13 protein-coding genes are annotated in these 12,034 nt (G+C 65.9%); 9 read left to right on the forward strand and 4 right to left on the reverse strand.

The window, feature by feature from the left end; translation table 11 throughout:
- Positions 1-3 precede the first annotated feature (3 nt).
- The 6 genes from QFZ65_RS11725 (at position 4) to QFZ65_RS11750 (ending at position 7,384) form a co-directional block, all read left to right on the forward strand.
- Positions 4-1,647, forward strand: a complete 1,644-nt coding sequence (locus QFZ65_RS11725; protein WP_306910585.1) for an aldehyde dehydrogenase (NADP(+)) — start codon at positions 4-6, stop codon at positions 1,645-1,647.
- Positions 1,644-2,972 carry an enolase C-terminal domain-like protein gene (locus QFZ65_RS11730; RefSeq protein ID WP_306910587.1) on the forward strand — a complete coding sequence of 443 codons (1,329 nt, stop codon included), beginning with the start codon at positions 1,644-1,646 and terminating at the stop codon, positions 2,970-2,972. Before QFZ65_RS11725 ends, QFZ65_RS11730 begins: the two co-directional genes overlap by 4 nt.
- A gap of 16 nt (positions 2,973-2,988) precedes the next feature.
- Positions 2,989-3,909: an AEC family transporter gene (locus QFZ65_RS11735; protein WP_306910588.1), complete on the forward strand. Its 921-nt coding sequence runs from the start codon at positions 2,989-2,991 to the stop codon at positions 3,907-3,909.
- A gap of 99 nt (positions 3,910-4,008) precedes the next feature.
- The gene (locus QFZ65_RS11740) at positions 4,009-5,136 is read left to right on the forward strand and encodes a mandelate racemase/muconate lactonizing enzyme family protein (RefSeq protein ID WP_306910589.1); all 1,128 of its coding nucleotides are present in this window, start codon (positions 4,009-4,011) and stop codon (positions 5,134-5,136) included.
- A gap of 10 nt (positions 5,137-5,146) precedes the next feature.
- Positions 5,147-5,851 carry a FadR/GntR family transcriptional regulator gene (locus tag QFZ65_RS11745; protein ID WP_306910590.1) on the forward strand — a complete coding sequence of 235 codons (705 nt, stop codon included), beginning with the start codon at positions 5,147-5,149 and terminating at the stop codon, positions 5,849-5,851.
- 165 nt (positions 5,852-6,016) lie between these two features.
- Positions 6,017-7,384 (forward strand): MFS transporter, encoded by a 1,368-nt coding sequence (locus tag QFZ65_RS11750; RefSeq protein WP_306910592.1) that lies wholly within the window; start codon positions 6,017-6,019, stop codon positions 7,382-7,384.
- 89 nt (positions 7,385-7,473) lie between these two features.
- Here the strand turns inward: QFZ65_RS11750 and QFZ65_RS11755 are convergent, their stop codons facing one another.
- Complete coding sequence (locus QFZ65_RS11755; protein ID WP_306910594.1) at positions 7,474-7,779, reverse strand: nuclear transport factor 2 family protein; 306 nt, start codon at positions 7,777-7,779, stop codon at positions 7,474-7,476.
- A 181-nt stretch (positions 7,780-7,960) separates the two neighbouring features.
- Positions 7,961-8,467, reverse strand: a complete 507-nt coding sequence (locus QFZ65_RS11760; protein ID WP_306910596.1) for a hemerythrin domain-containing protein — start codon at positions 8,465-8,467, stop codon at positions 7,961-7,963.
- Between the two features lie 183 nt (positions 8,468-8,650).
- Between QFZ65_RS11760 and QFZ65_RS11765 the strand changes: the two genes are divergently transcribed.
- A complete protein-coding gene (locus QFZ65_RS11765) occupies positions 8,651-9,310 on the forward strand; it encodes a cyclodeaminase/cyclohydrolase family protein (RefSeq protein ID WP_306910598.1) in 660 nt (219 codons plus the stop codon).
- A 70-nt stretch (positions 9,311-9,380) separates the two neighbouring features.
- Here QFZ65_RS11765 and QFZ65_RS11770 read toward each other — a convergent pair whose 3' ends face one another.
- On the reverse strand, positions 9,381-9,962 hold the full coding sequence (locus QFZ65_RS11770; RefSeq protein ID WP_306912563.1) for a 5-formyltetrahydrofolate cyclo-ligase: 582 nt from the start codon (positions 9,960-9,962) through the stop codon (positions 9,381-9,383).
- A gap of 39 nt (positions 9,963-10,001) precedes the next feature.
- Positions 10,002-10,361, reverse strand: coding sequence for a VOC family protein (locus QFZ65_RS11775; RefSeq protein ID WP_306910600.1), 360 nt, complete (start codon positions 10,359-10,361; stop codon positions 10,002-10,004).
- A gap of 127 nt (positions 10,362-10,488) precedes the next feature.
- On the opposite strand from QFZ65_RS11775, the gene QFZ65_RS11780 reads away from it, so the two are divergent.
- Together QFZ65_RS11780 and QFZ65_RS11785 are read left to right on the forward strand one after the other, a co-directional pair.
- Positions 10,489-10,785, forward strand: coding sequence for a hypothetical protein (locus tag QFZ65_RS11780; RefSeq protein WP_306910602.1), 297 nt, complete (start codon positions 10,489-10,491; stop codon positions 10,783-10,785).
- Between the two features lie 199 nt (positions 10,786-10,984).
- Entirely contained in the window at positions 10,985-12,028 is a 1,044-nt protein-coding gene (locus tag QFZ65_RS11785) for an NAD(P)-dependent alcohol dehydrogenase (protein ID WP_306910604.1), read from the forward strand.
- The last annotated feature ends 6 nt before the right edge of the window (positions 12,029-12,034 follow it).

Here is a 12,034-nt window from a genome sequence, read left to right on the forward strand (position 1 = left end):
ACCGTGACACTCACCGGACACTCGCTCATCGCGGGCCAGACCGTCGCCGGAGACGGCAAGACGGCGTACGGCTTCAACCCCGCCACGAACGAAGAGCTCGAACCGGGCTACACCCTGCTCACGGAAGAGCAGCTGAAGGCCGCAACCGCTGCCGCAGCCGCAGCCTACCCCTCCTTCAGCACACTGGACCCGGAAACCCACGCCCGGTTCCTGGAGGCCATCGCCGAGAACATCGAGGCTATCGGCGACGAACTGATCACCCGGGCGGGCCACGAGACCGGCCTGCCTGCCGCGCGGCTGCAAGGCGAACGGGCCCGCACCACGGGACAGCTGAGGCTCTTCGCCGCCGTCGTCCGCCAGGGTGACTTCCGTGGGGTCCGGATCGACCCGGCCCTCCCGGACCGCGCTCCCCTCCCCCGCGCCGATATCCGTCAGCGGCAGATTCCGCTCGGCCCCGTCGCGGTCTTCGGCGCCAGCAACTTCCCGCTGGCCTTCTCGACGGCGGGCGGCGACACCGCTTCCGCCCTCGCCGCCGGCTGCCCCGTGGTCTTCAAGGCCCACAATGCGCACCCCGGCACCGGCGAGCTCGTCGGCCAGGCCATCGCCAAGGCGGTCCGCGACAACGGACTGCACCCCGGCGTGTTCTCCCTGATCTACGGTCCCGGCAGCAGCATCGGCCAGGCGCTCGTCGCCGATCCGGCCATCAAAGCCGTCGGATTCACCGGCTCGCAGTCCGCCGGCATCGCTTTGATGCGCACCGCCGCCGCCCGCCCGGAGCCCATTCCGGTCTACGCCGAGATGTCCTCGCTCAACCCGGTGTTCGTCTTCCCGGGCGCCCTGGCCGGCAATGCCGGAGAAATTGACGCGCTCGCCGGCCAGTACGTCGCCGCCGTCACCGGCAGCTCCGGGCAGCTCTGCACCTCCCCCGGCCTGTTGTTTGCCCCCGCCGGTGCGGCCGGCGACGCCTTTGCTGCCGCCGTCGGCCGCGCCGTATCCGCCTGCGCCGGGCAGACCATGCTGACCGAAGGCGTCGCCGGGTCCTGGAACGCCGGCGCCGAGGCGCTCGGCTCCGCCACGAACGTCAATATTGTCGGCAAGGGCGCGGCAGGGGCAACCCAGAACGCCCCCGGCCCCGCCATCTTCGGCACCGACGTCGCGGAGTTCGTGTCCAACCATGTCCTGCACGAGGAGATTTTCGGCGCCGCCAGCCTCGTGATCCGCTATTCCACCACCGAGGAACTGCTCGGCGCCGCCAGCCGGCTTGAAGGCCAGCTCACGGCCTCCCTGCAGCTCACCGAAGCGGACTACCCGGAGGCGGCACCGCTCATCCCGGTCCTGGAGCAGAAGGTGGGCCGCATCATCGTCAACGGCTGGCCCACCGGCGTCGAGGTGGGACATGCCATGGTCCACGGTGGCCCCTTCCCGGCAACGTCGGACACCCGGATCACGTCCGTGGGGACGCTGGCCATCAACCGGTTCCTTAGGCCGGTGGCCTACCAGAACCTGCCGCAGGAACTGCTCCCGGTTCCGTTGCAGGACGCCAACCCGTGGCAGCTGAACCGCCGGATCGACGGCGTCGTGCATGCCGCCGCCACAGGAGCAGCAGCAGAAGTGGCAGCAGCAGAGAAAGCAGAGGTCAACGCGTGAGCACGCAGCCCACCATCGCCCACGTCGAAGTTGTCCCGGTCGCCGGGCACGACAGCATGCTGATGAACCTCAGCGGCGCTCACGGCCCGTTCTTCACCCGCAACATCGTGATCATCACCGATTCGGACGGCCGCACCGGCCTTGGGGAGGTGCCAGGCGGAGAGAAGATTCGCGGCACCATCGAGGAGGCGGGCGTCTTCCTGGCCGGCCGGCCGGTGGCCCGCTACCGCTCCCTGCTCCGCGACGTCATGGCCAAGTTTGCCGACCGCGACGCCGGCGGCCGGGGGCTGCAGACGTTTGACCTCCGCACCACGGTCCACGCCGTCACCGCCATCGAGTCCGCGCTCCTTGACCTGCACGGGCAGTTCCTCGGAGTCCCCGTCGCGGAACTGCTGGGCGACGGCCAGCAGCGCAGCACCGTACCCATGCTCGGCTACCTCTTCTTCGTCGGCGACACCCGCCGGACGGATTTGCCGTACTTGGTGGAGGAGGCGCCGGCGGACCGGTGGGAAAAGCTCCGCCGGCAGGAGGCCATGACTCCCGAAGCGGTGGTGGCTTTGGCCGAGGCAGCCCAGGAACGCTACGGCTTCAGCGACTTCAAGCTCAAAGGCGGCGTGCTCGCCGGCGACGCCGAAGTGGACGTGGTGACGGCGCTGGCCGAGCGCTTCCCGGAGGCCCGCGTCACCCTGGACCCCAACGGCGGCTGGCTCCTGGAAGAAGCGATCCGGCTGGGCAAGCGCATGCAGGGCGTGGTGGCCTACGCCGAAGACCCCTGCGGCGCCGAGGGCCGATTCTCCGGGCGGGAGGTCATGGCGGAGTTCCGGCGTGCCACCGGGCTGAGGACCGCCACGAACATGGTCGCGACGGACTGGCGCGAGATGTCCCATGCCATCCGCAGCAACGCGGTGGACATCCCCCTCGCGGACCCGCACTTCTGGACCATGCACGGTTCCGTCCGGGTGGCGCAGTTGTGCAACGAGTTCGGTCTCACCTGGGGCTCGCACTCGAACAACCACTTCGACATCTCACTCGCCATGTTCACCCACACGGGAGCCGCGGCCCCGGGCGAGATCACCGCCCTGGACACGCACTGGATCTGGCAGGACGGCCAGGGGCTCACCGCGGATCCGCTGCAGATCAAGGACGGCGCCATCGAGGTCCCGGACGCGCCCGGCCTGGGGATCGAACTGGACCGCGACGCCCTGGAGAAGGCGCACCAGCTGTACCTGGAGCACGGCCTTGACGCCCGCGACGACAGCATCGGCATGCAGTCCTACATCGACGGCTGGTCCTTCGATCCCAAGCGGCCCTGCCTGGTCCGTTAGAGCAGGGGGAGAAAACTTGGGCGGTGTTGTCACCGGTGTACTGATTGTCGCCTCCGTCATCGCCGTCGGCTATCTTGCGGCCCGGTTGCGGGTCCTCGGACCGGAGGTCCAGGGCGCCCTGACCCGAACCGCCTTTCACATCACCAACCCCGCACTGCTGTTCACCGTGGTGGCCGGCAGCGACATCCGGGCCGCGCTCGGAACTGATGCCCCGCTGGCGCTGCTCTCCGCAGCGGCAGCGGGGCTGCTTTACTGCCTGCTGAGTTTCCTGTTCTTCCGGCGGCCGCTGGCGGAGACGGCTGTGGGCGCCATGTCGAGCAGCTACGCGAACGCCAACAACATCGGAATCCCGGTGTCCCTGTACGCCGTGGGAACGGCACAGCATGTGGCGCCTGTGCTGTTGGTGCAGATCCTCGTGCTGGCACCGTTTTATTTGACGGTCCTGGGCCTGGCCTCGGGTTCGAAGATTTCCTGGCGGAAACTGCTGCTCCAGCCCTTCAGCAACCCGATGATCATCGCCTCCGGCTTGGGTGCGGCCGTCGCGCTGACCGGCTTTACCGTCCCCGAACTGCTGCTGAAGCCCGTAGAGATGCTCGCCGGCGGTGCGGTCCCCATGGTGCTGCTGGCCTTCGGCCTGTCCCTGGCGGGCAAGGCCCCGCTCCAAAAAGGCGACGGGCGCACCGAATCGCTGGTGGCCACCTTCCTGAAGATTGCCGGCATGCCCCTGATCGCCTGGGCACTGGGACGCTTCGTCTTCGGGCTCGAGGGGCAGCATCTGCTGGCCATCGTCATCATGGGGGCGCTGCCCACCGCGCAGAATGTGTTCCTCTTCGCCTCCCCATACGGCCGTGGCACCATCGTTGCCCGCGACGTGATCCTCTGCACCACGCTGCTCTGCGCCGGCTCCCTGCTGGCCATCGCCTGGCTGCTGGGCTGATACGAACCGGCTCGCCTCATCCACTTGTTATACAAGTGAAAGACTTGTAACCTAAGCTGAGCGGGGCGGAGTTGCCCCGCAGAAACTTCAGGGAGAACCATGACCAGCGTTGATCTGATCCGCCACGTAAAGCTGTCCACGGCGAGGCTTCCGCTCGCCGTACCGATCAGCGACGCAAAAGTCTTCACCGGACGCCAGAAGCCTATGACCGAAGTCGTGTTCCTCTTCGCCGAGATCACCACCGAACAGGGCCATAGCGGCATCGGCTTCAGCTACTCCAAGCGCGCCGGCGGCCCGGCCCAGTATGCCCACGCCAAGGAAGTCGCCGAAGGCATCATCGGGGAAGACCCCAATGACATCGGCAAGATCTACACCAAGCTTCTCTGGGCCGGTGCATCCGTCGGCCGCTCCGGCGTGGCCACCCAGGCCCTCGCCGCCATCGACATTGCGCTCTACGACCTCAAAGCCAAGCGCGCCGGCCTGCCGCTGGCGAAGTTCCTCGGCGCCTACCGCGACTCCGTCCAGACCTACAACACCTCCGGCGGCTTCCTCAACGCCACCCTGGACGAGGTCAAGGCCCGCGCCACCCGGTCGGTGGAAGAGGGCATCGGCGGCATCAAGATCAAGGTCGGCCTTCCGGACACGGCCGAGGATCTGCGCCGCGTGGCCGGCATCCGTGAGCACATCGGCTGGGACGTGCCCCTCATGGTTGACGCCAACCAGCAATGGGACCGTGCCACCGCCCTCCGGATGGGGCGCCGGTTGGAGGAATTCAACCTCGTCTGGATCGAGGAGCCGCTCGACGCCTACGACTTCGAAGGCCACGCGGACCTCGCCCGCGCCCTCGACACCCCCATCGCCACCGGTGAGATGCTCGCCTCCGTCGCGGAGCACAAGGGACTGATCAACGCCAACGGCTGCGACATCATCCAGCCCGACGCGCCGCGGGTGGGCGGCATCACCCAGTTCCTGCGCCTGGCAGCCCTGGCCGACGAGCGCGGGCTTGGCCTCGCACCGCACTTCGCCATGGAAATCCACCTCCACCTCGCCGCTGCCTACCCCCGCGAACCGTGGGTGGAGCACTTCGACTGGCTCGATCCGCTCTTCAACGAGCGCCTCGAAACCAAGAACGGCCGCATGCTGGTTCCGGACCGTCCCGGGCTTGGCATCTCCCTCAGCGAGCAGGCGCGCGCGTGGACGACAGAGTCAGTGGAATTCGGCAAGTAACCTTGAAGCCATGAGCCGGAACCTGACCGCGGACCTCGCCACTGATCTCCGCAGGCGCATTGTCGACGGCGTCATCCAGCCGGGGGCGAAGCTGCCCAGCGAGAACACCCTGATCAGCGAGTTCGGCGTCAGCCGGACGGTGGTCCGCGCGGCCTTGACCCGGCTCCAGGCCGAGGGACTGGTGGAAACCGAACGGGGGCGGGGCAGCTTTGCGCTGACCCCGCCGCCGGACGGACCGCAGCAGGGTGCCGGGACGCGCACCGTGGCCAGCCTGGAGGACCGCCTGTGGCAGCTCGAGTTCCGGATTGGAGTCGAGTCCGAGGCCGCTGCGCTCGCCGCCCGCAACCATACCGACCGGCAGCTGAAGGCGGTTCAAAAGGCCTTCAGTGACTTCACGGACAGTGCGGCGCATCCGGCGCACGCCATGAAAGCCGACTACGAGTTCCACCGGGCAATTGCCGCGGCCTCCGGCAATCCTTTCTACTCCGACTGCCTGGCATCCCTGGGGCAGACCATGATCGCCATGCCAAGGGCCCGGCTCCTGGGCGGGGCGGAGCACTACGCGCGCGAGCATTTCGATCAGGTCGTGCAGGAGCACCAGTCAATCGCCGCGGCCATCGCCGAAGGGGACGGCCCGTCGTCGTCAGCCGCAATGCGGAGCCACCTGGCAAACTCGCGACGCCGGTTGCGCGACGCCGCTTCCGGCAACGGCTGAGGTCAGGGTTCCGGCAGCGCTTTCGAGTCCCGCAAGGCATCCAGTAATGCAAATAATGTGTTGGACGGGCATTACTGCCGCCGAATAAAGTGGAGAATCGCTGTGGTGCGGACCACAACCCCACCGCCCCGGGCCCCCAAGCTTCGCCAATTCAAAGGATTACCCATGCCGTCTGTAGACACCGCTGTCACGGACGTGGCCTCGGCCACGACAAAGTTCTTCAAGCGGGTGCTGCCCATCATGCTGGTCATGCTGGTGTGCAACCAGCTCAACCGGTCCAACATCGGCTACGCCCAGGAACACCTGCAGGCCGATGTCGGTATCGGCGCTGCCGCTTACGGCTTCGGGGCCGGGCTGTTCTTCATCGCCTACGCCATCTTCGAACTGCCCAGCAATGTGATGATGGAGAAGTACGGGGCCAAGGTCTGGCTGGCCCGGATCATGGTCAGCTGGGGCATCGTTTCCTTCCTGATGGCGTTCGTGCAGAACGAGACCATGTTCTACGTCCTGCGGTTCCTGCTGGGAGCCGCGGAAGCCGGATTCTTTCCTGCGGTGATTTTCTACTTCGCCCGCTGGGTACCGGCAGGACACCGCGGCAAGGCCACCGCGATCTTCATCGCCGGCTCCTCCGTTGCCGCGGCCATCTCGGGCCCGGTTGCCGGCTCGCTGCTGAGCCTCCACGACGTGCTCGGCCTGCGGGGCTGGCAGTGGCTGTTCGGGGTTGAAGGCGTGCTGTCGGTCGTTGTCGGCATTGTGGTGTTCTTCCTGCTGGACGCGAAGATCCAAGACGCCAAGTGGCTGGGTGCAGCTGAAAAGGCCGCCCTGTCAGCTGCTATTGCGCGCGAGGATGCCGAACACGCGGCTTCGTCCGCCGGCAAGGGAACGGTTAACCGCTGGAAGATGCTGCTGAACCCACAGATCCTCCTGCTGTGCGGTATCTACTTTGCGGTCCAGCTGTCCATCTACGCCAATACGTTCTGGCTGCCGACGATCATCAAGCGCATCCCGGGAACCACCGACCTCAGCGTGGGATTCCTCTCCGCCATACCCTGGGTCTGCGCCGTGTTCGCCATGTACTTTGCGGCCAAGTGGCAGGACAAGGCCAAGTCGAAGCGGCCCTTGCTCGCAGTGGCGCTTCTCGTCGCTGCGGGCGGTACGCTCGCTGCCGCCGTCGCCTCCCCCGTCATCGCCCTGGTTTTCCTGGCTGTCGCGGCCATGGGATTCAAGAGCGCCTCACCTTTGTTCTGGACCATCCCGCAGTCCGGCCTGCACCCCATGGTCCTGGCCCCGGCCATTGCCATCATCAACTCGCTGGGCAACCTGGGCGGCTTTGTGGCACCCTTCGGATTCGGCCTGATCAAGGAGCAGACGGGCAGCGTCATGCCGGGCCTGTTCGCCCTTGCCGCCGCATCCACAATCGCAGCCGGCCTCGTCTTCTTCCTGAAGGAACGCAGGACCCACGCTCCGGACGCCGAGCGCACCGACGAGCCCGGCGAGAACGCAACAGCCACGGAACTGGTGGCGTCCCGGTAGGACCTAGGCCCAGAACGCGTCGCCCTGCGCAGTGTCAACGTAGAATTCGCGACCTTCGGTGATCTTGCCGTCGCGGACCTTGAAGGCGATCACGCCCTCCATGTCCAGGCTCCTGCCGCCGCTTTCTGCCTGGTTGTGTTGCAGGGCGACGGTGTAGTTCTCGCCGTCGAGGTGTCCTGCAGGGTTACTTTCAGCTGGCCTTCCGAGCGTGTCCCGAGTTCCCGGAAGTACGCCAGGATCCTCTCGCGTCCCTCCTTCCTGCCCGACAGCGTGCCGTTGCCCGGAGCGAACCAGACGGCGTCCTCGGCGAACAACTCCCTGAGGGTGTCCATGTCGCCCGCGTTGAAGGCCTCGTATCCGCGCCGGACCAGTTCAACGTTCTCCCCTGCTCCCATGTCGGCCACCTCTCCGTCATCATCGTCGGTCAGATTTTGAACGGATTAAGGCTATTTCCGGGCTCCTGTGCCTGTCGATGGGCCGAAGGTCCGGTGCGGTCAGTCGCCCTTGGAATCGGTGTGCCGGCCGGTGAGCTTGTCCAGGAGCCGGTCAACCATGCCGACACCGGGCCCTACCGTCTTATGGAACAGTTCCGAGTGCGGAGCGCTCGGGTGCGGCCGGGTCGGTGCCAGCTTTTTCGCCTTCTGTACCTTGTTCGCCCATATCGACGAGTTTTTCGCGGGGGATGTGAAGGCGGAGCTTCGGGAACTGTTCGGACTCCTCGTCGCTCGCGTGATGCGTCAGCTGCTTCTCCAGCTCGTGTACCAGGTCCATGAACGCCTGGTCGGAAGACTCGGCTTTCTCCATCTTCTTCAGCAGCTTGACGATCTCGTCGTGCTCCTTCTTGTCGTGTTCTACTTCCTCCGGACCGTTGGGCACGTGGTCCTTGATCGCGGGATAGACGTACATCTCCTCCGCGACAGCATGACGCATGATTTCCGCGATCAGAGTGTCGGCAAGGTCCCTGCGCTCGCTCCCATCCGGCGAGCTCTTAATTTGCCCGATCAAGGCAATCATGTCCTGATGATCACTGGTCAGGATGTCCACGACGTCCACGTTCGCTCCAGCGGAATTGGTATCGCTCATGAGTTCGGCCTCCTCCTGGATCGCTTCCTGCAAGCGATGTAGGACGGTCAAAGTACCACGTGGTAACAGCCCGATCCATAGGTGGAATGCGCCGTACCTGCGCAACGGGATGGACGCACCGCGGTGGGCCGCCACACCGCGCGGCAGTCGGGCAGCAGCACGCCTTCAGGGCAGACTAGGGTCATGGCTGATTCTGAGGCAGTGACTACCCAACATTCGACAGTGGAGGAATGGACACGGGCGTTGGCGGAATCCGTGGGTTCCCCAGGCGGTGGCGCCGGGGCCGGGTTAATGCTGGCCATAGGCGCGTCGCTGACGTCGATGGTGGCCGGATACACCGAGGCCGATGAGCACCAACGCGCCGAACTCGACAATGTTCACGCCCGGGCGCGGACACTGCGGCAAGCTGCTCTTCGACTGGCGGATGACGACGCTTCCGCATCCGAAGCTTTCGGGGCCGCGTTCCGGCTGGAGCCCGGGCCTGAACGCGAGGATGCAATCCAAAAAGCCTCGGTCGAAGCCGCAAAGGCATCCGCCCTGCTCGGCGAACGGGCGATCGCTGCCATCACTGACCTGCAATGGCTGGCAGACAACGGCAACCCGGCGCTTATCGCCGATGTGGTGGTTGCTTTCGGCGCCCTAAGGGCAGCGCTGACAGGAGCCCGCACCAACGTCAGCTACGACCTCTCCACCTTGACCTCGGCCGGCGCGACGCTCGAACAGGTCCGCCACGAGCACCCGGACTTGTGGGCGACGGTTAAGGACCTCAACGCCGCGCTGGACCGGATCGACAGGCTTACGGCCGCGATAGATCACCGGGCGGCCCCCACAGACGCCGTCTGACGGGGCACACATTGCCGGCCGGCACGGGCACGGCCACGCAAGGGGCACGGCCACGGCAGATGTTCCCGGGTCAGAAAGTTCGGGTCGCGCTGGGCGTGATAACCCCGTCGACGGGCCGGTCATGGCTTTCGCAGGGCACCGAGTCTACGAACTCCTCGTCATAAACGACCGCGAACACCGGAGGCGGTTGCTCCAAAGACGCGAGAGCTCGGTCAAAATATCCGCGGCCCCATCCCATTCGCATTCCCGAACTGTCAACCGCCGCGGCCGGAATAAGCAGCAGATCGACGCTCTGGAAAACGCTGGCAGGCACTACCTCGCCGACCATTTCAGAGATGCCGAACAAGCCAACCTGTTCAGGCCCTTCAGTCGCAGGTACCCAGTCCAGCAGCCCGTCCTGTCTGCTCACCGGGACGAGAACGTCCACGCCGTTCGCGGCGGCCCAGCCCAGAAAGGGCCGGGTGTTCGGTTCGTCCCCACCGGAAAGGTAGCAGCCCACCAACGCGGGGACACGATCACGGACCAGGGCGATCAAGTGCTCCGTCAGACCGGCCGTTGCCGATCCCAACTCCCCCGCCGACCGGGTCCGGCGCCGGAGGCGAACCTCCGCGCGCAACCTGCGCTTTGCATCCCTCACTGAATCATCCGACATCATGCTTAGACAGTAGCTTCAGTTGGCCCGGCTGTATGGCTAGTCCACGCAGAGGCAGAAGGGGTGGCCGGCCGGGTCGAGGAAAACCCTGAAGGTGGTGCCAGGCTGGGTCTCCGCTTTAGTGGCTCCCAATTTGGTGGCTTCTGTCTCGCCTTCGTCCAGGTCCTCCACCATGAGGTCCACATGCATCTGCTGTGGCACGGACTGCCCGGGCCATTGGGGCGCCTGGTAGTCCTCCACTTGCTGGAAGGAGATGCAGTTGCTGCCGTCGTCGGGGCGGATTTCGGCCCAGCCGCCGTCGACCTTTGTGTTCCAGCCCAGCAGGGCGCCGTAAAACGCTGCGAGTGCCCCGGCGTCGGGGCAGTCGATGACGATACCTGGGAAGCGCGCGATAGCCATAGCGGAATGCTACCGCCGCCACACCGGCCAGTCTCTAAGAAGGCGGTCCTTGACAGGTCCAATGCCGGCGCCTAGGACTGGCGTTATCCAGTCCAGTCCATGTCCAACCACCGGCGGAGGAGAGAAAATGGAGACCACAGCGTACGGAATCGTGCACTTCTTCCCGGGAGGCACCAAGGAGCAATATGAGGCTTCACTTGCCGCCGTCCATCCCGGCGAGGGGATCCTGCCCGAGGGCCAGATCTTCCACGCCGCAGGTCCGTCCGAGGGCGGCTGGACCATCATGGCGGTGCATGAATCAAGGGCGAGTTGGGAAAAATTCCGCGACGGAATCCTCCTGCCCCGGATGCAGCAGGGCATCCAGGGCGGCTTCGCTTCCCAGCCTGAGGAGACCGTCGTGGATCTCTACAAGGTCATGCCTTAGCGGAGCCAGGGCATAAACTGTTACCTGCAGTGCCCATCCAGCCCCAGCATCAGGCACAGCCGATGGTGGTGGTGCGAAAGGTGCACTGGCAGTACCTGTATCAGCAGGGACTCCCGCCCGCCGTGGAGTCCCTGTTTACTTGATAGGGGTCCAACGGCGTACCCCTGACGCACATCACCACAAAAAGCACTGGAGACACATGCTGACCGTTAACGCTTATGCCGCACCATCCGCCGACGGGGAACTGGTTCCCACCACGATCGAGCGCCGCGACCTTGGCGCGCACGACGTCCTGATCGACATCAAGTACGCAGGCATCTGCCACTCCGACATCCACACTGTCCGGGGCGAGTGGGGCCCGCAGCAGTACCCGCTGGTTCCCGGCCATGAGATCGCCGGCGTTGTCACCGAGGTGGGCCCGGCGGTGACGAAGCACAAGGTTGGTGACCGCGTGGGCGTCGGCTGCATGGTCAACTCCTGCCGCGAATGCGCCAACTGCCTGAAGGGCGAGGAGCAGTACTGCCTCAAGGGCAACGTGGGAACGTACGGCGCGGTTGACCGCGACGGCACCGTCACCCAGGGCGGCTACTCCACCCACGTCGTGGTGACGGAAGACTTCGTGGTCCGGATCCCCGAAGGCATCGAGCTCGACGTCGCCGCGCCGCTGCTGTGCGCCGGCATCACCACCTACTCCCCGCTGCGCCATTGGGGCGCCGGGCACGGAAAGAAGGTCGCCGTCGTCGGCCTCGGCGGGCTCGGCCATATGGCCGTCAAACTCGCCCACGCCATGGGCGCAGAGGTAACGGTGCTCTCCCAGTCGCTGAAGAAGCAGGAAGACGGACTCCGCCTCGGAGCTGACAACTACTTCGCCACCAGCGATCCCAGCACCTTTGAACAGCTCGCCGGCCACTTCGACCTGATCATCAACACCGTCAGCGCTTCGATCGACATCAGCTCCTACCTGCAGCTGCTGACCCTCGACGGCGCGCTGGTGAACGTCGGCGCTCCGGCCGAGCCCCTTCCCGTCAACGCGTTCGCGCTGATCGGCGGACGCCGGTCCTTCGCTGGATCGATGATCGGCGGCATCCGCGAAACGCAGGAGATGCTGGACTTCTGCGCCGAGCACCACCTCGGTGCGGAGATCGAGGTCATCCCGGCTGAAAAGATCAACGACGCGTACGAGCGGGTCCTTGCCTCGGACGTCCGGTACCGCTTCGTCATCGACACCGCCACGCTGAGCTAACCAGCC

Source organism: Arthrobacter sp. B3I9, assembly GCF_030816935.1.
In the GTDB taxonomy this organism is placed as follows: Bacteria; Actinomycetota; Actinomycetes; order Actinomycetales; family Micrococcaceae; genus Arthrobacter.